The organism is Streptomyces sp. NPDC007157 (genome assembly GCF_040634235.1).
GTDB lineage: Bacteria > Actinomycetota > Actinomycetes > Streptomycetales > Streptomycetaceae > Streptomyces.
This window is the reverse complement of sequence record NZ_JBEYFE010000001.1, coordinates 497691-521925: the sequence shown is the minus strand read 5'-3', so window position 1 is coordinate 521925 and position 24235 is coordinate 497691. Positions and strand designations below refer to the sequence as shown.

The 24235-nt window shown below is 71.8% G+C and carries 18 protein-coding genes; 9 read left to right on the top strand and 9 right to left on the bottom strand.

Features of this window, described 5'->3' with window-relative positions; translation table 11 throughout:
• Nucleotides 1-303 precede the first annotated feature (303 nt).
• On the bottom strand, nucleotides 304-2421 hold the full coding sequence (locus tag ABZ642_RS02315) for an autotransporter (protein WP_360475708.1): 2118 nt from the start codon (nucleotides 2419-2421) through the stop codon (nucleotides 304-306).
• A 195-nt stretch (nucleotides 2422-2616) separates the two neighbouring features.
• Here ABZ642_RS02315 and ABZ642_RS02310 point away from each other — a divergent pair, with 195 nt between their 5' ends.
• Nucleotides 2617-4026 (top strand): RICIN domain-containing protein, encoded by a 1410-nt coding sequence (locus tag ABZ642_RS02310; protein ID WP_360475705.1) that lies wholly within the window; start codon nucleotides 2617-2619, stop codon nucleotides 4024-4026.
• Nucleotides 4027-4038: 12 nt separating this feature from the next.
• On the opposite strand, the gene ABZ642_RS02305 is transcribed toward ABZ642_RS02310, so the two are convergent.
• Nucleotides 4039-5718 carry a rhamnogalacturonan lyase B N-terminal domain-containing protein gene (locus ABZ642_RS02305; protein ID WP_360475702.1) on the bottom strand — a complete coding sequence of 560 codons (1680 nt, stop codon included), beginning with the start codon at nucleotides 5716-5718 and terminating at the stop codon, nucleotides 4039-4041.
• 188 nt (nucleotides 5719-5906) lie between these two features.
• On the opposite strand from ABZ642_RS02305, the gene ABZ642_RS02300 reads away from it, so the two are divergent.
• The 3 genes from ABZ642_RS02300 to ABZ642_RS02290 all read left to right on the top strand — a co-directional run bounded on the left by ABZ642_RS02300 (nucleotide 5907) and on the right by ABZ642_RS02290 (nucleotide 10823).
• On the top strand, nucleotides 5907-6965 hold the full coding sequence (locus ABZ642_RS02300) for a rhamnogalacturonan acetylesterase (protein ID WP_360475699.1): 1059 nt from the start codon (nucleotides 5907-5909) through the stop codon (nucleotides 6963-6965).
• Between the two features lie 153 nt (nucleotides 6966-7118).
• Nucleotides 7119-8816, top strand: a complete 1698-nt coding sequence (locus ABZ642_RS02295; RefSeq protein WP_360475696.1) for a DUF2264 domain-containing protein — start codon at nucleotides 7119-7121, stop codon at nucleotides 8814-8816.
• A 24-nt stretch (nucleotides 8817-8840) separates the two neighbouring features.
• A complete protein-coding gene (locus ABZ642_RS02290; protein ID WP_360475693.1) occupies nucleotides 8841-10823 on the top strand; it encodes a PE-PGRS family protein in 1983 nt (660 codons plus the stop codon).
• Here the strand turns inward: ABZ642_RS02290 and ABZ642_RS02285 are convergent.
• Both ABZ642_RS02285 and ABZ642_RS02280 read right to left on the bottom strand, forming a co-directional pair.
• Nucleotides 10813-10944 carry a hypothetical protein gene (locus tag ABZ642_RS02285; protein WP_360475690.1) on the bottom strand — a complete coding sequence of 44 codons (132 nt, stop codon included), beginning with the start codon at nucleotides 10942-10944 and terminating at the stop codon, nucleotides 10813-10815. The genes ABZ642_RS02290 and ABZ642_RS02285 overlap by 11 nt on opposite strands.
• A complete protein-coding gene (locus ABZ642_RS02280) occupies nucleotides 10941-12263 on the bottom strand; it encodes an MFS transporter (RefSeq protein WP_360475687.1) in 1323 nt (440 codons plus the stop codon). Before ABZ642_RS02280 ends, ABZ642_RS02285 begins: the two co-directional genes overlap by 4 nt.
• Nucleotides 12264-12360: 97 nt before the next feature.
• Here ABZ642_RS02280 and ABZ642_RS02275 point away from each other — a divergent pair, with 97 nt between their 5' ends.
• Nucleotides 12361-13041 carry an alpha/beta fold hydrolase gene (locus ABZ642_RS02275; RefSeq protein WP_360475684.1) on the top strand — a complete coding sequence of 227 codons (681 nt, stop codon included), beginning with the start codon at nucleotides 12361-12363 and terminating at the stop codon, nucleotides 13039-13041.
• Nucleotides 13042-13057: 16 nt separating this feature from the next.
• Here ABZ642_RS02275 and ABZ642_RS02270 read toward each other — a convergent pair whose 3' ends face one another.
• The 5 genes from ABZ642_RS02270 to ABZ642_RS02250 all read right to left on the bottom strand — a co-directional run bounded on the left by ABZ642_RS02270 (nucleotide 13058) and on the right by ABZ642_RS02250 (nucleotide 18383).
• The gene (locus tag ABZ642_RS02270) at nucleotides 13058-13858 is read right to left on the bottom strand and encodes an ABC-2 family transporter protein (protein ID WP_360475681.1); all 801 of its coding nucleotides are present in this window, start codon (nucleotides 13856-13858) and stop codon (nucleotides 13058-13060) included.
• A 5-nt stretch (nucleotides 13859-13863) separates the two neighbouring features.
• Nucleotides 13864-14667, bottom strand: a complete 804-nt coding sequence (locus tag ABZ642_RS02265; protein WP_360475678.1) for an ABC-2 family transporter protein — start codon at nucleotides 14665-14667, stop codon at nucleotides 13864-13866.
• A 1-nt stretch (nucleotide 14668) separates the two neighbouring features.
• Nucleotides 14669-15664 (bottom strand): ATP-binding cassette domain-containing protein, encoded by a 996-nt coding sequence (locus tag ABZ642_RS02260; RefSeq protein WP_360475675.1) that lies wholly within the window; start codon nucleotides 15662-15664, stop codon nucleotides 14669-14671.
• Nucleotides 15665-15804: 140 nt separating this feature from the next.
• On the bottom strand, nucleotides 15805-17040 hold the full coding sequence (locus ABZ642_RS02255; protein ID WP_360475672.1) for an ROK family transcriptional regulator: 1236 nt from the start codon (nucleotides 17038-17040) through the stop codon (nucleotides 15805-15807).
• Between the two features lie 89 nt (nucleotides 17041-17129).
• The gene (locus ABZ642_RS02250) at nucleotides 17130-18383 is read right to left on the bottom strand and encodes an FAD-binding protein (protein WP_360475669.1); all 1254 of its coding nucleotides are present in this window, start codon (nucleotides 18381-18383) and stop codon (nucleotides 17130-17132) included.
• Nucleotides 18384-18568: 185 nt separating this feature from the next.
• On the opposite strand from ABZ642_RS02250, the gene ABZ642_RS02245 reads away from it, so the two are divergent.
• The 4 genes from ABZ642_RS02245 to ABZ642_RS02230 all read left to right on the top strand — a co-directional run bounded on the left by ABZ642_RS02245 (nucleotide 18569) and on the right by ABZ642_RS02230 (nucleotide 24235).
• Nucleotides 18569-19576 carry a hydroxyacid dehydrogenase gene (locus ABZ642_RS02245; protein WP_360475667.1) on the top strand — a complete coding sequence of 336 codons (1008 nt, stop codon included), beginning with the start codon at nucleotides 18569-18571 and terminating at the stop codon, nucleotides 19574-19576.
• Between the two features lie 49 nt (nucleotides 19577-19625).
• Nucleotides 19626-20693 carry a LacI family DNA-binding transcriptional regulator gene (locus ABZ642_RS02240; RefSeq protein ID WP_360475664.1) on the top strand — a complete coding sequence of 356 codons (1068 nt, stop codon included), beginning with the start codon at nucleotides 19626-19628 and terminating at the stop codon, nucleotides 20691-20693.
• A gap of 123 nt (nucleotides 20694-20816) precedes the next feature.
• On the top strand, nucleotides 20817-22136 hold the full coding sequence (locus ABZ642_RS02235; protein ID WP_360475661.1) for a radical SAM protein: 1320 nt from the start codon (nucleotides 20817-20819) through the stop codon (nucleotides 22134-22136).
• A 581-nt stretch (nucleotides 22137-22717) separates the two neighbouring features.
• Entirely contained in the window at nucleotides 22718-24235 is a 1518-nt protein-coding gene (locus ABZ642_RS02230) for a cellulose-binding domain-containing protein (protein WP_360475658.1), read from the top strand.

Genomic DNA, 24235 nt, shown 5'->3' with positions numbered 1-24235 from the left:
GACGCGGATATAGACGCCGATATGGCGTTATGTTCGCTTTGGGTGATTGACCGGACAGTGCCCTGATATGTGACATAGCCGCAGCCGTGCTGACTCCTCGGGCCCACCTCTCCGGAGCCCCGAAGCCGAGGCGCGCGAGGTGCTCGGTACGGTCGCGCCCGGGACGTGGCGGTGGCCGATGCCGTCGCCCGGGGCGCGACACCGGCACCGGACCGGCCGCGGGACGGCGTGCGCGTCCTGTTCGATCCCGCCGGCCATCCCTTCCGTCTGTGCCGCGACGACGGGTGGCCGGCGAGCCGATCCTCAGGCCGCGTGCCGGCCGCCCCTTTGGCGGTCCTTCTGCCGGGTGCGGGGGCCCGCCTTCCGGGAGCGCAGGCCCGCCGGGACCATCAGGCCGCCCAGGAGGCCGAGGGCCAGGGCGTACGGCCACCAGCCGAAGGCCCGAGAGGAGTCGGAGGCGGTGCGGGTGGTCACCGTCGGGGGAGCGGTGCCCGGGGAGCCGGCGCGGTCGGTCCTCGGCGGGGCCTTCGCCGGCCTCGGGACCAGGACCACGTCGTTGCCGTCGCCGCCCCGGTAGCTGATCCGGTAGACGGTGTCGGCCAGTTCGACCTCGGCGCCCTCGCGCAGACCGGCGAAGGAGCCGGTGGTGGGGGCGGTACCGGTGTGGTCGATCACCGTGATGCGGCCGGCCGGGGAGGTGCCCGCGGCCGACATGTCCAAGGCGCCGGCCAGGGCGAGTCGGCCCGTCACCTTCAACGGCGCTTCCCGCAGGACCAGTTCGCCATGCCGGTGCTGGGTGTAGTCGCCCCGCACCGTCAACCCGCTCGCCACCAGGCTGTCGTTGGTCACCGCGCCCCGCACCGTGCCCCTGCCGGAGAGGGCGGTGGTGACCCGCAGACCGGCCCCGTCCACGTCCAGCCGGGCGGTCGCCGACGTGAGCCGGATCGCCTTGCTGCGCCCGAGATCCGCTCCGGAGCGCAGCGCCAGCGTGCCCCTGGTCACGGTCGTCGCTCCCGTGTACGTCACCGCGCTCCCGCTCAACGTGGTCGTCGCCGTGCCCGACTGGACCAGTGACCCCGTGCCGCTCACGTGCCCCAGAGTCACGGGAGTCGCGGTGTTGCGGACGTACAGCGTGCCGTCGTTCACGATCCGGCGCCGCTCCGTGCCGGTCAGCAGGGAGCCGTCGCCGCCCTGGGCGCCCGAACCCAGGCGCAGCACCGCGCCCTTCTCGACCGTGGTGGAACCGTCGTAGTCCTGGGCGGCCGCGAAGGTCACGTCGTTGCCGCGCGTCCCCGCGATCACGATGTCCCCGGCGCCGGGCGCGGCCAGCGTGTCGTGGTAGCGGCCGCCGCCGATCGGGGCGCCCAGCGTCACCGGGCCGTCGTAGTCGAAGGTGAGCCGCGACCGACGCCCGCCGGCCGCATGCAGATTGATGTATACGGTGTCCTTCGTTCCCGGCATGAAGACGCGGTGGGTCGTGCCGTCGCCCCAGTGCACGTCGGCGCCCTCGATGTTGGTGCCCCGTTTGTTCAACTGGTGTGCGACGGGCTTCCAGTTGAGGGACGGGTCGCTCAGCGCCGGGTTGGTGTCGCCGCCCCGGTCGCTGTAGCCGTACTGGCCGGTGAGCACCACCTTGCTGCCCGGCCGCGAGTGGACGTTGACGTCGCTGCCGTACTCCCGCTGGTAGAAGTCCTGCCGCAGGGTGATGGTCTGGTTCAGCGGGGTGTCGATGATCCAGGAGCCCTGGTTGAGGATCGCGCGGGCGTGCGGGAGCGCCACCGGGTATTCGGGGCGGCCGACGGCCATGCCGGTGCCGTTGTCGATGACCCCGGTGAAGGGGTGGGTGCCGGCCAGGTCGAGGGTGCCCCACATGTTGCGGGGCTGGGTGACCAGGCCCGAGCCGCTGATCGTGCCGATGTTGAAGGTGCGGGTGAGGGACAGGCGCAGGGTGCCGTCGACCCGGACGTTGAGCTGGTTCAGCCGGTAGCCGGGGGTGTTGTAGGGGAAGTGGCCGATCAGGCCGGTGCCGCCGCCCGTGCCGTACTGCAGGGTGGTACCCCGCTCGACCGTGATCGCGGGCGGGTCGGGGTGGGTGACGGTCGTGTACGGGTGGTTGCCGCCCTGGGTGCGCACGATCTGCCGTTGCCGGGACTTCGGCAGCGTGAAGTCGCTGTCCCTGGTGAGGACCAGCGTGCCGCCGCCGCGCACGGTGAGCGTGCCCTCGCCGTGCAGGACGCCGTCGTACGTCGTCGTCCCGGCCGGCACGGTGACGACCGTGTCGCCGGTGAGGGTCACGTCCCGGTCGGCGAGTACGTCGGCGGTGACGTCCCGGGGGCCGGCGGCGGACGCCGGGGGAGCGGAGGCCAGGAGCGCGGCGAGGGCGCCGGCGGCCGCTGCGGTGGTGTGGAGGTGGCTGCGCACGTCATCGGAGACGTGGTGGAAGGCGCCGGATAACAGAAAAACGCGGCCGGGCGCCGATCGGTTGGAAATCGCTTTCTCCCTTGTCTCGTCAGACCCGTTGACCTGCCCGTAACACACCCTTACCTTTTCGGCGATCACAACGTTCGTGATGGCAACCGCCGTTCGTGATCTCGAACCTGAAGGAGCGTGTGTGAGATGAGACGTGCGTACGCGATCCTGCTGTCCCTCTGTCTGGCGGTGATCGGCGCCCTGGCCACCGCGGGCCCGGCCGCGGCCGCCGCCCAGACCGTCACCAACGGCACACAGTTCACCGACACCTCGGGGAACATCGTCCACGCCCACGGCGGCGGGGTCATCAAGGTCGGCTCGTACTACTACTGGTTCGGCGAGGACCGCAACTCCGACAACACCTTCAAGTACGTGGACGCCTACCGTTCCACCGACCTGAAGACCTGGGAGTTCCGCAACCACGTGCTCACCCAGTCCTCCGCCTCCGAACTCGGCACAGCCTACATCGAGCGCCCGAAGGTCATCTACAACGCCGCCACCGGCAAGTTCGTCATGTGGATGCACAAGGAGAACGGCGTCGACTACAGCGAGGCCCGCGCCGCCGTCGCCGTCTCCGACACCGTCGACGGGACCTACACCTACCAGGGCAGCTTCCAGCCGCTCGGCCAGTACATGTCCCGGGACATCACGACGTTCGTCGACACCGACGGCACCGCCTACATGGTCTCGGCCGCCAACGAGAACTACGACCTGCAGATCTACCGGCTCACCGCCGACTACACCGCCATCGCGAGCCTGGTCGCCAACCCCTGGGCGGGCGGCCACCGCGAGGCGCCCGCCCTCTTCAAGCGCAACGGCGTGTACTTCATGCTGACGTCGGGCGCCACCGGCTGGAACGCCAACCAGCAGCAGTACGCCACCGCCACCTCGCTCTCCGGGCCCTGGACGGCGTTCACCAACGTCGGCGACTCCACCGCCTACAACTCCCAGACCGCGTACGTCCTCCCGGTCACCGGCACGTCCGGCACCTCGTACCTCTACCTGGGCGACCGCTGGGGCAACTCCTTCGGCGGCACCGTCGACGACTCCCGTTACGTCTGGCTGCCGCTGACCTTCCCGACCACCACCACGATGTCGATGTCCTGGTACCCGGAGGTGTCCGTCGACACGACCGCCGGGACGGTCTCCGGCACCAGCGCCACCTACAACACGCTCGTCGCCCGGCACAGCGGCAAGTGCGCCGACGTCCCGAGCCAGTCGCTCTGGGAGTCCGTCGCGATCAGCCAGTACACCTGCAACGGCGGTGCCAACCAGAAGTGGTGGTTCAAGGACCTGGGCACCGGCTACTACGAGCTGATGGGCCGGGGCAGCTCGCTCTGCCTCCAGGAGAACTCCACCGACGTCACCCAGGAGGACTGCACCGGCGCCACCACCCAGCAGTGGTCGGTCGTCACCTCGGGCTCCTACGTCAGCGTCAAGGCCCGGACGAGCGGTGAGTGCCTGGACGTGAACGGCGCGTCCACCGCCAACTCGGCCGCCGTCATCACGTACACCTGCAACGGCGGCACGAACCAGCAGTGGACACGCGGTACCTGAGGTGCCATCAGGTCAGGTCAGCAGGTCGATCGCGTCGATCGAGGTTCCGGCGCTGAGGAAGGACGTCGTTCCCGAGCCGCTCGCCACATAGATCTTCAGCGTGTTGTACGCGCTGGTGTCCGTCAGCCAGGCGGACGCCGGGACGCTGTAGGTGAACGTGTGGTTGTTGCCCCGGTAGGAGCCCACGGTCAGTGACCGGGTGCTCGGCTGGGTGGGCGGCGAGGGGACGGCGGAGGTCCAGGTGTCGTTGACGACGACCTGTGGCCGGCCGTTCGCGTAGGCCGTCGTCACGCCGATCCGCAGGGTGTGCGCGGCGGCGGCCTGGGCGGCCGTCAGCTTGAAGTACACGATGATCCCGCTGTTGACGTCCTTCCACAGATAGCAGGGGAAGGACGAGGTCTCCGTGCCGCTGCCGATGACCACGTTCCCGGTCCAGGAGGCGGCCCGCACGTCCGACGGATGCGCGTACGTCATCAGGTCGGCGTTCTTGAACCCGCCCGGCGTGCCGTCCCAGTCGTTGATCCGCCAGATCGCGCTCGCGTTGCCCGGATCGTTCGAGGACGGGATCGCGAGGGTGTTGAGGGTGGTCGTGCCACCCGCGGTCACCGTCACCGACGTGGTATACACCGCCAGTTCGCCCTTGAAGACGGTCAGCGTGTACGTCCCCGGAAGCACGCTCCCGATGGCGAAGTAGCCGTCCGACGCGCGTGCCGAACCCCAGTACTGGGCGGCGGAGTTGGCGAGCCCCACCGTGTACGCGTACGCCGTGTTCCGGCCGCTGATCCCGACGCCCGCGACCTTGCCCCGGCCGCTCGCCGCGACGTATCCGGAGATGCCGAGCGAGTCCGCCCAGGAGGTGGTGAGGGTGCCCGGGTAGAGGGCGGAGGAGGGCGCGCCGCCGTCGGTGAGGGCGATGACGTACGGGCCCTGGAGGCCGTAGCGCTCCGACTCGGTCTGGTTCTCGCCGTAGTACAGGATCTCGTACAGTCCACCGCCGTCCGCGCTCTGGTGGCGCAGCAGCGAGCGGTAGAACGGGCCGCCGGAGGCCTTCTCGTGGTTGCTGCGCACGATCCACAGACCGACGCCGCCGGTGGTCCAGCCGATGTGGCTGTAGTCCATCACCCGCAGCTTCGAGTAGTGCTTCGCGCGGGTCTGGCCGTCGGACTTCTCGAAGACGTCCGCCGACTCGATGACGGTGGGTGCGTAGGTGTACGAGTCCGGCTCGTCGTTGAGGAACAGGCCGGCCTTGACACGCACGATGTAGCGGGTCGCGGTGACGGACGAGTCCGCCTTGTTGGTCCACAGGTAGACGTTGTTCTCGCCGCTGCGGGCCGCGTAGTAGTGCTTCAGTGTGCCGTACGTGACCGAGATCAGGATCGTGGTGCCGGACTGGGCGATGGTCACCGTGGAGGTGCCGAGGCCCGACTCGACGTGCGAGTTCTTGCCGCCGTAGCCCTGGTACTCGGTGCCCTTGTAGACCAGCGAGGTCAGGTCGCCGTTGGTCTTGCTGACCTTGAAGACCAGGCCGGCGCCGGTGTCGACGACGTAGTCGGAGCCGTCGTCGGACCAGCCGAAGCTCGCGGCCGAGGCGGTGGTGGCGAGCGGGCCGGTGAGGGCGGCGGTGCCGGCGGCGGCCGCGCCGCCGAGGACGAAGGTACGGCGTCCGAGGGGTCTCCCGTTGACTCCGGACATGGGGGTGCCTCCTTCGGAGGGGCGGGGTTGCGGGTGACTGTGAGAGTGGCAGTTGAATCGATTTCGCGAAAGGGCTTTCACTGTCCCGGGGTTGGCAGTCTTGCGAAATTGGTCCAAGGTCTAGAAAGCGCTTGTGGATGGCGCTACGGTCCCCGCCAGGCCTTGTCGCCGTGACGGAGGAGTCCCGAGTGAGACGATTCAACGGTGTCCGTACCGCCGTGGCCGCGGCGGTCGTCCTGAGCGCAGCCACCTGCCTGGCGGGCACTCCCGCCCAGGCCCACGACCGGCACCCGCCGGTCTCCCTCGCGCACTGCACCGCCGACGCCTGCCACTTCGACGTCCCACCGGGCGACTACGACGTGACGGTCCGGCTCGGCGGCGCGGCCACGTCCAGCACGAGCATCAGCGGGGAGACCCGGCGCTCGCTGCTCCCCGAGACGGCCGCCGCGGCGGGGCAGCACGTCACCCGCGGCTTCACCGTGAACGTCCGGACGCCCGAGGGCGAGCCGACCGGACCCGACGGAACCCCCGGCCTCGACCTGGCGATCGGCGGCTCGGCGCCCGCGCTCGCCGGCATCCGGGTGACCCCGGCCCGGCACACCCGCCGGCTCTTCCTGGTCGGCGACTCCACCGTCTGCGACCAGCCCGCCGCCCCGTACTCGGGCTGGGGCCAGCAGCTCCCGCAGTTCCTGCGCCGCGGCGTCTCCGTCGCCGACTACGCGGACTCCGGCGAAAGCACGGTGACCTATCTCCAGAACCCCCGACTCTGGGGTACCGTCCAGCCGTTGATCGGCCGGGGCGACCTGGTCCTGATCCAGCTGGCGCACAACGACAAGACGACGGACGAGGCGACCTACCGCGCGAATCTGGAGACGCTGGTGGCGGGCGTCCGGGAGAAGGGCGGCCGCCCGGTGCTGGTGACGCCGATCGTGCGCCGCTGGTTCAATTCCGACGGCACGCTGAACAACGACATCGCGCTTCTGGTCAACGGGCTCGGCGTCAATCATCCTGAGGTGATCCGCTCGGTCGCCGCCGCCGAGGACGTTCCGCTGATCGACCTCACGGCGAAGACCAAGGCGCTGGTGGAGTCCCTCGGCGTGGAGGGCTCCAAGGCGCTGTACCTGTACAACGAGGAGAAGGACAACACGCACACCTCCGCGTACGGAGCCACCGTCTACGCGGGCCTGGTGCGTGACGAACTGCTCGCCCGGCACCTGGTGCCCCGGGGCACCGTGCGGGTGGGATGAGCCCCTGGGGCGTCCCGACCGGAACCGGGGCGCCCCAGGTCCGAACGGCACGAGGTCCGGTACGAGGGCCGGCACGCCGTCGGGTACGAGGTTCGGTACGAAGTCCGGCACGAGGTCCGCCACGAGGTTCCGCACGAGCGAGAAAGAGCACCGATGCAGCTGCCCGCCGAGGACCGCGGCCCCAGCCCGCGCACCGGCTACACCCGCGCCCACTGGGAGGCCGCGGCCGACGCCCTGCTCGCCGCCGTGGAGCCGTACGCCACCCCGGACCGAGCCCTCTACCACCTCCCCGGCGACCACCAGAGCTGGTCGGGGCACCTCTCCGACGGCCTGGAGGGCTACGCCCGCACCCTGCTCCTCGCGGCCTTCCGCCGGGACGAGACCGTCCTCCAGCGGTACGCGGACGGGCTCGCGGCCGGTGTGTCGGGCGTCTGGCCGCGCGTCCAGGACCGCAGCCAGCCGCTGGTCGAGGCGGCCTCCGTCGCCCTCGCCCTGCGCCTGACCCGCCCCCTGCTGTGGGACCGCCTGGACGACGGGGTGCGGCAGCGCGCCGCGGCCTGGCTCGCCGACGCGCTCACCGCCGAACCCTGGCCGTGCAACTGGGAGTTGTTCCCGGTGACGGTCGGCGGCTTCCTCGCCGAGGTCGGCCATGAGCCGGAGGCCGCGCACCGGGCCGTCGACCACGGCCTGGCCCGCATCGAGGAGTGGTACCTCGGCGACGGCTGGTACACCGACGGCGACGGGCGCAAGTTCGACTACTACAACGGCTGGGCGATGCACCTCTATCCGGTGCTGCACGCCTGGCTGGCCGGCGACGAGAAGCTGCTCGACCTGTACGGCGGCCGTCTGGAACGCCATCTCGCCGACTACGCACGGCTGTTCGGCGGCGACGGCGCCCCGATGCACCAGGGCCGGTCCTTGACGTACCGCTTTGCGACCACGGCCCCGCTCTGGCTGGGCGCGCTCACCGGACGCACGCCCCTGTCCCCCGGGGAGACCCGGCGGCTGGCCTCCGGAGCGCTGAAGTACTTCCTGGACCGGGGCGCCCTGGACGAGCGAGGACTCCTGACCCTCGGCTGGCACGGCCCCGACCCGGCTGTCCTGCAAGGCTATTCGGGCCCCGCCTCCCCGTACTGGGCGAGCAAGGGCTTCCTCGGCCTGCTGCTCCCCGCGGAGCACGACGTGTGGACGGCGACGGAGGAACCGGGCCCGGCCGAGCGCGCCGACGCGGTCACGCCGATCGCGCCCGCCAACTGGCTCCTCCAGTCGACGCGTTCGGACGGGGTCGTCCGCCTCCACAACCACGGCAGCGAGGACGTCCGCTACGACCCGTACTACACCCGGCTCGGCTACTCGACCGTCACACGGCCTTCGGCGTCGTACGACAACAGTGTGATCGTCGGCGGCGATCCGAGCCGGACGGACATCGAACCGCTGGGCGTCGGGCAGGGCTGGGCGGCCTCCCGGCACACGGCCGCTTCGGGGGCTCGCGTGACGAGTGCCGTGCTGGTGCGCGGGGCCGTGGAGGTGCGGGCCTTCCTGGTGGCCGGGGCGGCGCCGGGGACGCCGGTGCGGGTCACCGGCTGGGCGGCACCGGAGGGGCTCCGGGCCGAACTGCTGCCCGCCGTGGGCCTCGACGCCGAGCTGACCGGGGTCGCGGGAGAGGGCGAGACCCTGTTCGTCGCGCTCTGCCGGCTCACCGGCGCGACGGAGGCCGACCCGCTGGTGGAGACGGTGACCGTGCGCGCCGAGGGGACCCGGGAGGTGGCCGTCCTGTGGAGCGACGGTCCCGGTCTTCGGGTCCGCTGGCAGGGCGACGGAGTGGATGTGGAGCACATCGCGCGGGGCTGAGCCGCGTCGGGCAAGATGCGGATCATGGGGTGGAGAGACGAACTGACCGAACTGCTGGGGCGGGCCGGGCTGGAGCTGGTGGCGGACCCGTGTGTCGAGGAGGTGGTGCCGCCGCCGCTGGCGTGGCGCCATGTCATCAAGGGGGACGCGGAGCCGACCGCGGAGGTCGCCCTGGACCATCCCGATCTCGTCGCCGAACTCAACCGGCGGTGGCACCGGTTGGCGTCCGAGGCGGGTCTGTTCGGCGGGGACGGGGTGTTCCTCGTCGACTTCCACGGCAACACGGACAGGCGCTGGAAACGGGTCCGGCTCACCGACGGCTGGGACCTCGCCGGAGTGTTCGGTGAACGGCCCGGTCAGCCGGAGTTCGTGACGCTCTCGCTGGACGGGGACGTTCTGGTGGGGGCCACGACGGAGGAGTACACGGTCTGGCTCGTCGCCGTCGACCGGATCAGGGAGCGGCAGGAGGAGAGCGCGCGGGCGGCTGCCGCGGAGACCGAGGAGGAGCGGGCGGCCGCCTGGGAGGGGTTGTTCCGGGGGCCGGGGCCCACGCAGAAGCTGCTGGATGCCTGGGCGCGAGGTCTCTCGCTCAACCCGGCCCTCCCGAAGGACCTGCGGCCCCTGCTGATGGAGCGGTCCCGCTACGCCATGTACAGCGCGATGCCGACGGATGTCGTGGAGGCGCTGCTGGCTCACCCGGACTGGAAGGTCCGGGCACAGGCGGCCGAGGTCCAGCCCGACATCACGCCCGAGCAGTGGGCGCGGGTGATCGCGGCCGAGCGGGAGGAACGGCACCGGTGGATCCTCGCCCTGTTGGCCGCCGACCGCCGGGCCGAACTGCCCGAGGACACCTGCCGCGAGCTGGCCGCCGACCCCTCCGCACGGGTGCGCGGCGAGGCCGCGCGTCTCCAGGACCTGCCGGTCTCGGTGGCGGTCGCACTGGCCACCACCGACCCCGACGGCGGGGTGCGGGCGGTGGCCTGCCCGGTGGCCTGGACGCACCTCGACGCCACGGCACGGGCGGTGCTCCTGGCGGACCCGCACGGCACGGTGCGCGAACGGGCCCTGCTGCTGCACCACCGGGACCACCCGATGCCCCGGTCGGTGTTCGAGTCCGGGGACCTCAAGCGCGAAGCGCTGGAGAGCTGCCTGCTGGAGCGCGGAGTCGCCGACCACCTGGCACGCCACGGCGACCCGGACGAGCGTCGCTCCCTCGCTCGCAACCCACGGCTGGCCCCCGACCTGGTCGCCCTGCTCGCCGGGGATCCCGACGCCTCCGTCCGTTGGTCCGTGTCCGTCCGGGCCGACCTCACCGAGGAGCAACGCGCGGACATCCCCGTCGACTTCGATCCGAGCGGGCACTACTCCCCGCTCGAGTGGGTCATGGAGCTCCACGACGACCCCGAGGCCATGCGCCGCCTGGCCGCCTCCGCCCACCCCCTCGTCCGCAGAAGCGTCGCCCGGGCCCGGCACCTGCCGCCGGACGCGGTCGCCCGCCTCGCCGACGACGAGGACCGGGTCGTACAGCTCTTCCTCGCCGAGTCCTGCGACGACGCGCCCGCCGAGATGCTGCTGCGGGTGTGGCAGTGGTGGACCGGCAGCCTGAGCAGCCCCGACCGGCCGCGCGGTCACCCGAACTTCCCGCGCCACGGCCTGCTGCGGTACGCGGACGACCCGAGTCCACGGATGCGCCGACTGGCCCTGGACGACCCCGAGTCCACGCCCGACCTGGTGGAACGGCTCAGCCGCGACCCCAGCGACGAGGTGCGCGGCCGAGCCGCGACCGACCCCCGGCTCTCCGCCGTCGCCGCCGCGCGCCTGCTGGCCGACCCCCACGAGCACGTACGGCAGGCGGCCACCCGCCATCCCCGCCTGCCGGCCGGGCTCCTGACACAACTGCTGCGAGGCGGCGGCGGCGAGACGGCCGCCCGCAATCCTGCGCTGCCCGTCGAGGTCATGCGCCGGATGGCCGCGACGATCGACAGGGCGGCATACGTCACGGGGTGAGACGGGCGATCCGCAGCGTCGTCGTGGTCGGGGACGCCCCGGTGAGCGGAGTGCCGTAGTCCGGGGTGACCGGCGCGTAGGCCCACGTCGGGGAGGCGGTGACGTGTGGTGCGGAAGTCATGCCTCCTGGTCGCCGCCGGAGCGGGGAAGGTAGCCGTGGTCCAGTGCGGGCGTGGCCGGGAGCGGGACCGCCCTTCTGATCGGGGTGCCGAGGGCGGCGAGGCCGGTCAGGGTGCAGCAGACACCGGCCACGGCGGCCACGGGGGCGGTGCCGTACCGCTCGGCCGCCCAGGTGAGGACGGCCGCGCCGGCCGGGGCCAGCGCGTACTGGAGGGTCCAGTGGGCGGAGGTGACCCGGCCCAGCAGGGGTTCGGGGGTGATCTCCTGGCGCAGGGACATGGAACAGGTGCCGGCCACCCCCACGCAGGCCAGGTAGACCGCGCACAGGACGGCCACCATGGGCACCGAGCCCACCCGGCCGAGTGCGGCGAAGGCCAGCCCGCCCACCGCCATCGAGGCGATCCAGGTCGGCCCGAAACCCAGCCGCCGCCGGAGCCGGGCGACCAGCAGCGCCCCGGTGATCGTGCCGACCGCGCCGATCGCCAGCACGGTGCCGACCGTGCCGTCGTCGTGGCCGAGGTCGTCCTTGAGGTGGTAGATGACCAGGTCGTTGATGCCGAGGCTGAGGAAGCTGAAGACGGCGAGCAGTCCGGTGACCGAGCGCAGGACGGGGTGCCGGACCAGGTACCCGATCCCGGTGCGCAGATCGCGCCACACGCCCCGTTTCCCGGCCGGCTGCTCGTCCCCGGCGCGCTCCCGGACCCGTACCAGGAAGAGGAGGGCCGCCGAGACGGCGTAGCTCGCCGCGTCCACGGCCACCGCGTCGGCCGGCCCGGTCCAGGCGGCCATCAGACCGGCGCCCAGGGGGCCGAGGACCCCGGCCGCCGCCGCGGTGGCGTTGACCCGCCCGTTGGCCTCGGTGAGTCGGGTGACGTCGACGAGTCCGCGTACGACGGTGACGTATCCGACGGCGAAGAGCATGCCGACGGCCTCGCACAGCGGCAGCACCACGTACAGCAGCCAGAGGTGCGGCCCGGCCAGCCAGACCACCGGGACCAGACCGTAGAGGACCATGCGGACCAGGTCGCAGGCGATGAGCAGCTTCCGCCGGTCGACCCGGTCCACGACCACCCCGGCGAAGACCGCCGCCAGGACCATCGCGACCCCGCCGACGGCGGTGAGCAGTCCCATCCGGGCCACCGAGCCGGTCGCCTGGAGGACCAGCAGGGGCAGCGCGACGAGACTGAAGGAGTCACCGAGCACGGACAGTGTCTGGGCCAGCCAGAAGAATCCGAAGTCCCGCTGCCTCCACAGCGGTTGGCCGGTCGCCGCCTCCTTGGCACGCGCCTCCCGCTCCGTCCGTCGCGCCTCGCGTGTCACGGCTCCCCCTTCCGCACCCCGGCAACCCTGTGCCGACCGCGTCCCGTTGATAGTTGATATTCCTTGAGAACTGGCCCCACGAAGGAGACCGACCACCATGCCTGAACTCCACTACGACGTCACCGGCACCGGACCCGTCCTGCTCCTCCTCCCCGGCGGCGCCGGCCACCCCATGGGCCTGGACCCGCTGGTCGGCCACCTGGCACCGCACTTCACCGTCGTGACGTACGACCCGCTCGGCCTCGCCCACGGCCGCCTCCGCGAGCCGGTCGCCGACCAGCGGGTGGCGGACTGGAGCGAGGGCGCCCGGCGGGTTCTGGAAGAAGTGGCGGGCGAGGACGGGGCGGTGTACGTCCTGGGGACCAGCTCCGGTGGCATCACCGCCCTCGACCTGCTGGCCCGCCATCCCGGACGGCTGCGTGGCGTGATCGCCCACGAGCCGCCGTGCGTCACGCTGTTGCCCGACGGGGAGCGGCTGCGGGCCGAGCTGGTCGGGCAGTTGGAGCGCGGGCGCCCGGCCGCCGGCGAACCGACGCCCTTCGGGATCTTCCTCGACCATGTCCTGGGCTCCTTCACCGCCTACCGGCCGCCGGCCGGCCTGCCCCGCCTCACGGTGGCCGCCGGAACCGAATCCCGCGACCAACTCCTCTACGAGACGGCCAAGTTCACCGCCGAGTACACCGGTGGAGCCTTCGCCGAGTTCCCCGGCGGGCACCTGGGCACCGTGCACGAACCGGCCGCCTTCGCCGAGCGGGTCGGGGAGGTCCTGCTCGGCTGACGGCCCGGCCGCCCGGTCAGCCGTTCACCCCCGTGTAGTGGCCCAGCGCCCACCGCCACAGCCGGCGTGACGCCAGGTAGGCGAGCAGGCCGAGGAGGGGGGATCCGGCCGCCAGCCAGTAGGGGGCGCCCGTGGAGTGGCCGTGGCCGGTGAGGACCGCGGCCGGGAAGTAGGCGACGAAGGCGAGGGGCAGGCCGTAGGTGAGGAGGCCGCCGACCGCGCGGGGGAGGACGTTCAGGGGGTAGCTGCCGAAGGTGCCGAGGAGTTCCTCCAGCCAGCGGCCCCAGTAGTCGGCGGCCGGGTAGCGCAGCGAAGCGCAGGCCACCACCGTGAAGAGGGCGGCCTCCAGCAGCATCCCGCCCAGGACGGCGGCGACCAGATACGTGATCCGGCCCGGCGTCCAGTCCAGGTCGCTGCGGCTGAGCGCGCCCACCATCAGACCGGCCGCCACCGTCAGGTCGCCGATCGCGTTGGTGGGGAAGAACTCCAGCTGGACCTGGCGGTAGACGGGCAGCGGGCGCAGGAGATAGGCGTCGATCCTGCCCTCCTGGATGCTCCGGCCCAGACCGTGCACCCGGCCCAGGAGGAGCACGAACAGGCCGTGCGCCAGCATGCGGGTCGCCGGGATCAGCAGGACGTCGCTGCTGTCCCAGCCGCCCATCCCGGCGAACCGGGTGAGCAGCACCGTCGCGAACACGATCACCGACACCTGCCAGACCGCGCCGATCGCGATCATCATCAGGAACTCGGTGCGGTATTCCAGCTGGGCGCGGAAGTTGAGGCGCGTGATGCGCCACATGATCCGTACGGCGTTCATCGGTCTCAGCCTCCTTGCGAGATCACGCGGCGGGCGGCCCGCCGCCACACGAACCGGGTGAACAGGTAGAGGGCCACGACCCACGCGGCCTGGACGCCGAGCTGGAAGGGGGCGTCCGAGAGGGGGATCCGGCCGATGTACAGCGACAGCGGCACGCTCAGCGTCGCCTGGAAGGGCAGGAAGGAGCTGAGCGTGATGAACCAGTGCGGGAAGAACCACAGCGGCGCGTACACCCCGGACAGCAGGTTCTGCGCGAAGACCAGGATCAGCATCGCGGCCGTGTTCCGCAGCGTCCAGAAACACAGCTGGTCGATGAGGAGCATGACGTAGTAGAGGACCAACTGGCCCAGCGCGAGGCTGAGGACGAACACGCCCGCCACCGCCGCCGAACCCGGCGGCTGCACGACCCCGACCGCCAGACAGACCGCGTATCCGGCCAGCGCCCAGGTCAGGCCGTACAGTTGCTCGCCGATCGCGCGCAGGGCGTGGTAGCGCTGGGGTGACATCGGGCGCAGGTACCAGTAGACGATGGTGCCGAAGTGCACGTGCTGCATGACCGTGTCCCGGCCCGCGTACTGGTCCAGCTCCCGCAGCCGGGAGGCCAGTACGGCCATCACGGCGTACGTCACCGCCTGGCCGCGGTCCAGACCCGCGGTCGTACCGGACTGGGCGTACAGGCCGCGCCAGAGCGAGGCCACCAGCACCACCTGCACGGTCAGCCGCAGCAGGACCCCGGTGATCCGGGGCGGGGTGTACAACTCGCCGAGCGGGGTGACCCGGGCGGCCCGCCAGCCGTGGGACAGGGCCATCTCAGACCGCCTCGGCCCGCACGTAGGCCGCCCGCATGACGTCCTCCAGGTCCGCCTCGTCCACCGCCACGCCCGTCACCTCGTACCGCTCGATGACCAGCTTCAGCGCCCTGTGGACCGTGGGCGCGGCCGGGCCGTCCGGGCCGAACACCACCTGCGGGCCGTCCCGGCTCACCAGCGTGATCCCCGGCAGCGGGCCGACCGGGGTGTGCGGGTCGGCGAGGGTGGCCCGCACCTGCCAGGTCGAGCCGAAGGTACGGCGGATCTCGTCCAGGGAGCCGTCGAGCACCAGCCGCCCGTGGTTGACCAGCACCACCCGCTCGGCGAGCCGCTCGACCTCGGTCATGTCGTGCGTGGTCAGCAGCACGGTACGGCCGCGCTCCGCGACCTGGTACCGCAGGAACTCGCGGACCTGCTCCTTCACCACCACGTCCATGCCGATCGTCGGCTCGTCCAGGAACACCACCGGCGGATCGTGCAGCAGGGCGGCCGCCAGGTCGCAGCGGACCCGCTGGCCGAGCGAGAGGTGCCGGACCCGGGTGTCCCAGAAGGCGGACAGGTCGAGGAGCCGGTCGAACTCCCGCAGCCGGGCCGCGTGTTCGGCGCCGGGCACCTCGTAGATGTCCCGCAGGATGGCGAACGACTCCCGCACCGGCAGGTCCCACCACAGCTGGGTGCGCTGCCCGAACACCGCCCCGATGTTGCGGGCGTTGCGCTGCCGCTCCTGGTACGGCACCACGCCGGCGACCCGGGCGTGGCCGGAGCTCGGGGTGAGGATGCCGGTGAGCATCTTGATGGTGGTCGACTTGCCCGCGCCGTTCGGGCCGAGCAGGGCGAGGAGTTCGCCGGGGGCGACGTCGAAGGTGATGTCGGAGACCGCGTGCTTCTCGACGCGCTCGGGGTTGACCAGGGATCGCAGGGCGCCGGTGAAACCCGGGCGCCGGACGGTGGTGTGGAAGGTGCGGGACAGACCGCGGACCTCGATGCTTCCGGCCACGCTGGGGGACTCCCTCGTTCCGTACACGACGTACGGCCGGCCGGTTTGGGAGGCCGACCGGCCGTGGATACGCAACAACGGTCGCAAAGCGCCGAGGGGCCCGGCAATGGATTAAACGACCCGCGATTTGGACTAATCGATCACCGGGAGGCGGACGCGGTACGGCCCGGGCGCACCCCGTTGCGCTGCCCCACGGCCCGCAGCGCCCCCTCCAGCGCGAAGGTGGCCGCGCCGAGGCAGACCGGGTCGGTGGGGATGGGGGAGAGCATGATCTCGGTGGCGGCGAACGGCCGCCCGAGCGCATGCCGACGGACGGCCTCGCGGACCTCGTGGAGCAGCGGTTCACCGAGCCTGCGGGCGACCCAGCTGCTGAGCACCACCAGTTCGGGGTTGAGCAGGTTGACCAGGTTGGCGACCCCGGCGCCGATGTACCGGGCCGTGTCCCGCACCACCTGGACCGCCACCGGGTCACCGTTCGCCACCCCGCGGGCCAGCGCCTCGATCGTGGCCGTCTGGTCCTCGGGGTGCAGCAGCGGGCTGTCCGGGCTCGACTCGCGCAGGTTGAGCATGATGCCGGGAGCGCCGACGTAGGTCTCGACACAGCCGTGGTTGCCGCAGTGGCACGGCCGCCCGTCCAGGACGAGTGTGGTGTGCCCCCACTCTCCGGCGCTGTTGCTGACGCCCCGGTGCAGTCCGCCGCCGAGGGCGAGCCCGGCGCCGACCCCGGTGCCGAGGTTCACCACCACCGCGTCCCCGCGTCCGCGTGCCGCCCCGAACCACTGCTCGGCCACCGCGCAGGCACGCAGCGGGTTGTCCAGGTGGAGGGGGTAGGCGACGTGTTCGGACAGCAGGTCGAGCAACGGCACGTCGTGCCAGTCCCAGTTGGGCGCGTACTCGGCGACGCCCGTGTCCCGGTCCACCTGCCCGGGCGCGCTCACCCCGACGCCCAGCACCCGCGCGCCCTCCACCCCGGCCTGCGCCACCACCGAGCCGACGGCGGCGGCGACATGGCTCACCACCTGCCCGGGCCGGTGCTCGCCGGGGCGCATGTCCTCCTCGGCGCGGGCCAGTACGTTCAGCGCCAGGTCGAACAACTCGACATGGACGTACGTCTCCGCGATGTCCACGCCGATCAGCGCGCCCCCCGAGGCGTTGACCGCCACGAGCCCCCGGGGCCGGCCGCCCGCCGAGTCCTCGAAGCCGACCTCCGTGATCATCCGCAGTTCGAGCAGTTCGCCGACGAGCGTGGCGACCGTGGCCAGACTCAGCCCGGTGACGGACGCCAGTTCCTGCCGTGAGGTGGGAGACTCGGCGATGATGTGCCGCAGCACCTCGTAGCGGTTCGCGGTGCGGATGTCACGTGATGTGTGCTTCACACGGCGCAAGGCTATGGGCTGCGGCCGCCTTTCGACAAGGCATTAGGAAAAGGGCTTTATTAAGCCTGCCGCGGCATGCGCGCGGCTCGTCAACCGCCCAGTGCGTCCTGGACGAAAGGATTGGCGAACTTCCCCTCGGGGTCCAGGGTCCGGGCCAGCGCACGGAAGTCGGCCAGCCGCGGGTAGCGGCCGCGCAGCACCTCGCCGGGGACGCTGTGCACCTTGCCCCAGTGCGGACGCGGCTCGAACGGCGCCAGCACCTCCTCCAGCCGGCCCACCGCGGGCAGTACGGCCGCCAGGTCGTCGACCCAGGTGAAGTGCAGGGCCACGGAGTCCCGGCCGTGGGCGGGGCTGAGCCACTGCGGATCGGCGGCGATGGTCCGCACCTCGCAGGTCAGCAGAGCGGGCGAGACCGCCTGCCGGACGGCGTCGACCGCGTGCAGTGCCTCGACGGCCGTCTGCCTCGGCAGCAGGTACTCCGACTGGAGCTCGTCCCCGCTGCTCGGCGTGAACTCCGCCCGGAAGTGCGGCAGTCGCTCGTGCCAGGGCCCCGGCACCCCGAACTGCTCGGTGCAGTTGCGCGCCGGCATGCCCGGCACCGGGTGCATCGCCTCGGTCGCGGGCGCGGCCCAGCCGAAGTCCACGGCGGGGCGGTCGGTGCGCCGCTTCACCCACACCTGCCGGAAGCCCGGCTCCCGCCAGTCGGTGAACAGGCTCACGCTGTACCCGGCCGCCGACACGGCCGCGAAGTCCAGCTCCGCCAGCGGCAGTTCGACGTACACCGTCTGCGCGACCTCGTAGGCCGGTTCCAGGTCGAGGGTGAGCGCGGTGACGACGCCGAGCGCGCCCAGCGAGGTCACGGCACCCTCGAATCGGGCGTCGCCGCGGGCGATCGTCTCCGTCGAACCGTCGGCGAGGACCAGCTCCACCTCGCGGACGGGCGCCGCCAGCGACCCGTTGGTCACGCCCGAGCCATGCGTTCCGGTGGCCACCGAACCGGCCACCGAGATGTGCGGCAGCGAAGCCATGTTGGGCAGCGCCAGGCCGTACGCATGGACCGCGCGGGCCAGTTCGGCGTACCGCACCCCGCCCGCGACCCGGACCGTGCGGGCCGCCGTGTCCACCTCGATCACCGGCGGCAGCCCGGCGACCGAGACCAGCAGGCCCTGCGGACCCGGGTCGGCGATGCGGTTGAAGGAGTGCCCGCTGCCCAGCACCCGTACCCGCGTACCGCCCGCCACCAGCGACCGGAGCGCGTCGAGCGAGTCCGGGCGGTGGAACTCCTTGGCCGTGTACGTGATGTTGCGCGCCCAGTTGGTGACCGTCTGCGCCGGATCCGTCATCGTGTCGTCCCATCCCTGTCGTGCCGTGCCCGTGCCCGTGCCTGTCGTGCCCGTGCCTGTCGTGCCTGCCCTGCTCCGCGCTCTCGTCTGCCAAAGAGCGCGTGTGCGTTGACCCTCTCATTCGCCGAGACCTACCGTAGAGAACGGTTGCTATCCGCGCGTCACCGAGCCGGAAGGTCACTTCCTTGCCCGAGCGTCCCCAGGCAGTGTTCGCCATGACAGCCCAGAACGTGCCGCTCGTCTTCCCGCCGGAGGTGCTCGCACGACTGCGCGCGTGCGTAGAAATCGATCCCACTCTGGTGGTGGACGACTTCACCGATCCCCGGGTCAGGGAGACACTCGCCCGCGCCGAGGTGCTCGTCACCGGCTGGGGCTGCCCGACCCTGGACGCGGCCGCCCTGGACGCGGTGCCCGCACTGCGCGCGGTGCTGCACGCGGCCGGTTCGGTCAAGGGCTTCACCACGCCCGAGGTCTGGAAGCGCGGCATCCTCGTCTCCTCGGCGGCCGCCGCCAACGCGCTGCCCGTCGCCGAGTACACCCTCGCGATGATCCTCCTCGCCGGAAAGGACGTCTTCGCCTCCCGCGACCTGCTGCGCACCCGGCGCACCCACCCCTACGGCGGCATCGTCCCCGGCATCGGCAACTTCCACCGCCGCGTCGGCGTCGTCGGCGCCTCCCGCATCGGCCGCCGCCTCATCGAACTCCTGCGCCCCCACGACCTGGTGGTGAGCCTCGCCGACCCGTACGTCGACGAGGCGGAGGCCGCGGGGCTCGGCGTGCCGCTGCTGCCGCTGGACGAGCTGCTGCGCACCTCGGACACCGTCACCGTGCACGCCCCGCAGACCCCCGAGACCCGTCACCTCGTCGGCGCCCGCGAACTCGCCCTGATGCCGGACGGATCGGTACTGATCAACACCGCGCGCGGCTCGCTGGTCGACCACGACGCCCTGGCCGAGGAACTGCGCACCGGCCGCCTGACCGCGATCCTCGACGTCACCGACCCCGAGCCGCTGCCCGCCGACTCCCCGCTGTTCGACCTCCCGAACGCCTTCGTCACCCCGCACCTGGCCGGCTCGCAGGGCAACGAGCTGGCGCGGCTCGGGCTCACCGTCGTGGCGGAGGCCGAACGGCTGCTGGCCGGCGACGGCCTGCGGTACGCGGTCGACCACTCGGTCCTCGAACGGGCCGCGTGACGGGCGTCTCGTAGGGTGACCTGAACACAGGACGAAGGGGAGCCGAGCGGTGGCGAAGCGGACCCAGCCGGCGCCGAACGGGGACGCCTCGACCGTACGGGACGTGGCCGCGCGCGCCCGGGTCTCCACGTCGACCGTCTCCCGGGTGCTGGGCGGCACCTACCCGGTGGCCGCCACCACCCGCGCCAAGGTCCTGAAGGCGATGCGCGAGCTGGACTACGTGGTCAACGCGCACGCCCGCGCGCTCGGCGGCGTCACCAACAAGACGGTCGCCGTCGTCGTCGACGACGTCACCGGTCCCTTCTACGCGCACATCGCCCGCGGGGTCGAGGAACAGGCCTCGGCGGAGGGCCGGCTGTGCATGCTCTGCACCACGCACGGCGACCCGCGGCGCATCCTCGCCGTGGTGGAGACCATGCGGGAGCAGCGGGCGGACGCGGTGATCGTGGTGGGCGGCGCCCTGGCGGACAAGGCGTACCACGACCGTATGACCCACTTCGCCCACGCCCTGGACCGGGCCGGCTCCCGGCTCGTCCTGGTCGGCCGGCCGCCGCTCGGCCCCGGCGTCCCGGCCACGGTCGTGGACTACGACAACGAGGGCGGCGCCTTCGCCCTCACCAGCCACCTGCTCGCCGGCGGCCACCGGCGCATCGCCTACCTCGGTCGCGTCCCCGGCCTCTCCACCAGCGCCCAGCGCATCGCCGGCTTCACCCGCGCCCATGAACTCCTCGGCCTCACCCCGGACCCCGACCTGATCGCCGACGGCGTCTTCTCCTGCTCCTACGGCTATCAGGCGACCCGTGAACTCCTGCTCTCCGGAAGGGAGTTCACGGCGGTCTTCGCCGCCACCGACATGATCGCCGCGGGCGTGATCCAGGCCCTGCGCGAATCCGGCCGTCGTATCCCCGACGACGTCGCGGTGGCCGGGTACGACGACATCCCGGTCGCCCGGGACGTCTACCCGACGCTCACCACGGTCCATGTGCCCCAGGAGGAGCTGGGGCGCGCGGCCGTCCGCCTCGCCCTGCACCGCGACGACCTGCCGGACGGCCGGCACCTGGTCCTGGGCACGCATGTGGTGCTGCGCGAGTCGACACGACGGGCCGGCGGCAGCTGAGGAGAGGGGTTAAACCTCCCGAAGGAGGACGAATCGCACGGCGTGAGGGGACCCGGCACGGCCGACGAACGAGCGGGGGCATACCGTGAGGAGTCGAACGCCTGAGTCGGAAGGAGACACGGGATGGGCAGCCGTACCGCGCTGGTCGAGGATCTGATGGAGAGGTTCCCGCACGTACCGAGGGAAGCCGTCTTCAAGGAGGACCTGCTCCGGGGCGGTGTCGCCTTCGATCCCTCCGCCCTGAGCGACAACGAGAACGGCGAGGTCAAGCCGAAGTCGTACTTCATCTTCTCCTTCGACCACGGCACCCTGCCCGAGCTGGGCGAGGCCGCGCTGCGCCGGCCGCCGGAGGAGATCATCCTCACGGGCGGCCCGTACGACCTGCGCCGGACCGTCGTGTCCGTACGCGTGAACCCCACCTCGCCGTACCGCGTGGCCGCCGACGAGGAGGGGCTGCTCGGCCTCTACCTGGACGGCAAGCGGATCGCCGACGTCGGGGTGCCGCCGATGCCGGAGTACTACCGGCACAAGCTCGCGAACGGGAAGTCCGTGATGGAGGTCGCCCCGACCATCCAGTGGGGCTACCTGATCTACCTCACGGTCTTCCGGGTCTGCCAGTACTTCGGTGCCAAGGAGGAGTGCCAGTACTGCGACATCAACCACAACTGGCGCCAGCACAAGGCCGCCGGCCGGCCGTACACGGGAGTCAAGGACGTCGACGAGGTCCTGGAGGCCCTGGAGATCATCGACCGGTACGACACGGCGAAGACCTCCACCGCCTACACCCTCACCGGCGGTGCCATCACCTCCAAGCTCCAGGGCCGTGACGAGGCCGACTTCTACGGCATGTACGCCAAGGCCATCGAGGAGCACTTCCCGAACCGCTGGATCGGCAAGGTCGTCGCCCAGGCGCTGCCCAAGGACGACGTCCAGCGGTTCAAGGACTACGGCGTGCAGATCTACCACCCCAACTACGAGGTGTGGGACGAGTACCTGTTCAAGATGTACTGCCCGGGCAAGGAGCGGTACGTCGGCCGCGACGAGTGGCACAAGCGGATCCTGGACTCGGCCGAGATCTTCGGCGCGCGCAATGTGATCCCCAACTTCGTGGCCGGTGTGGAGATGGCCGAGCCCTTCGGCTTCACCACGGTCGACGAGGCGATCAAGTCCACCACCGAGGGCCTGCGCTTCTTCATGTCGCACGGCATCACGCCCCGCTTCACCACCTGGTGCCCGGAGCCGACGACCCCGCTCGGCAAGGCCAACCCGCAGGGCGCCCCGCTGGAGTACCACATCCGCCTGCTCCAGGCCTACCGCCAGACGATGGAGGACTTCGGCCTGTCCTCGCCCCCCGGCTACGGCCCGCCCGGCCCCGGCAACGCCGTCTTCTCCGTGAGCTCCTTCATGGACAGCCTCCCGGCGGAGGAACCGACGAAGGTGTGACTCGCCGGGTCACCGGACACAGGAGGGCGTCAGGCGGTCGGCCGACGCCCTCCTGGGCATTCCGGAGGGCGTCGGCCGGGCTCCCCCTGCCTCCCTTCGCGGCGACCGCGCTTGCCTCCCGGGCATCGGGTTGGGAGAGACCCACGAGGACGGTGAGTCGGAATGCGGTTGCGGTGCGTATAGGAGGGCGGAGTTGTGGGCCACGGCGGACACGAACGCGTTCTCCGGCTGGACCGCGATCCACGGCCATGTACCGGCATCGGCCGTCGGCGTACCTTTCGCCCGGTACGGTGACCGCGAGGATCTGACGCGGTCGGCGTACCCGGTGCGGGCGCCGGCGGGCGGCGGCGGGTGGTGGCCGAGGGGCGGTCGGGGCGGCTGAGCACAGCGGTTGACGTGACGCCGGGGACCGGTGGTACGGGTGACGGGGAGGATCCGTGGCACGACCACCGGTAACCGGTTTTGAATATGCCGCTTGTCAGTTGTGCAGGAGACGTGAAAAGCTCGGGTCCTGCCGCGAGGTTCCCCCCAACTCCATTGCCGATGTGGTGAGTTGACCTCGCTTTCGATGCAGGAGACCCATGCCCGACCTGCCGATCCCCCAGGACGCCACCGAGGCAGCGCTGTTCTCCGAATGCTGGGACGCGGTGCTCTCCTACGCCGACCTGTGCACGTCCGGCTCTCTGACGGCCAATCAACTGGCCACCGAGGCCTTCGCCCTCGGTATGCGCGAGGCCCGTGACACGGACTTCCCCCCGGTCCGCAGCATCGGACGACGTGCCGCCCGGCTGCCGATGATCCCGCTGTTGCTCACGGCCGTCCGCACCACGGCCGCCAGTTGGGAGGCCGAGGGACTGGGCCACAAACTCGACCCGGACCTCAGACTGTGGCTCAACTCCGAGAAGGCCACACGCTTTACGGGCCCGCCCTTGCAGCGGCCCGTCGCACTGCGCGGCCTGCGCGACATGCAGGAGGCGGACGCCGCACTGCTGTGGCTGGCCGAGGTGGAGGCGCTGCCGCTGTCCTCGGTGGCACGCCGGCTCGGCCTCGACCCGGCCGTCGCCGCCCAGGAACTGGAGCAGGTGCGCGGCCTGTTCCGGGACCGCTGCCATCGCGCACACCTCGACACACCGATGGCCGCCGAATGCCGCAGCTACGCCCGGCTCCTGGACGCGGTCACCCGGTCCGCCGCGGCCGACACGCCCGACGACCTCTCCCGGCACCTCGCGACCTGCGTACAGTGCGCCGAGGCCGCCGCCTGTCTGCGGCTGCACGGCGGCGGACTGCCCGCGGCGCTCGCCGGCGGGGTCATCGGCTGGGGCGGCCTCGCCTACCTGGAACGCCGCCGCCGCGCGGCCGAGGTACGGCTCGGCGCGGGCCGCCCGGGCGCCGGCGACAACGACGGCGGCGATCCCGAGGAGGGCACCGGCCGGGGGCGGGTGCTGCGCCACGGGCTGCTCGGCGCGGCGGTCATGATCTCACTGGTGGCGCTCGGCGTGTCGATGATGCCGATGGGCAGCGGCTCCGGCGACGACACCGCAACGGCCTCGCACGACGACCGCCAGCCGGTCGCCGACCCCACCTCCGTGCCCCCGTCCAGCGAGCCGTCCGCCACCCACACGGCCTCCGCCGCCCCGTCCTCGTCGGCCACCGCCGGCAGGCCGGTCGACAAGAACCCCGACCCGGAACCCCAGGGCACCTCCACCGCCACGGCGGGCACCGGCGGCAAGGCCACCGGCTCCGCCGCCCCCGCCCCCGCTCCCTCGCCCACGGAATCCGCGGCGGCCACCTGCCGGGTCTCCTACGACCTGGTCAACCAGTGGACCGACGGCTTCCAGGCCACCGTCACCGTCACCACCACCCAGGCCCTGTCCGGCTGGCGGGTCCAGTGGTCCTTCCGGGACGGCCAGAAGGTCACCCAGATGTGGGACGCGAACGTCAGCCAGAGCGGCGGCCGGGTCACCGCGGACTCGGCCGACTACAACCAGTCGGTCTCCCCGAACGGCACCCTGTCCTTCGGCTTCCTCGGCACCTGGAGCGGCAGGAACTCCTCACCGTACGGCTTCACGCTGAACGGCGGTTCCTGCACGTCGAGTTGA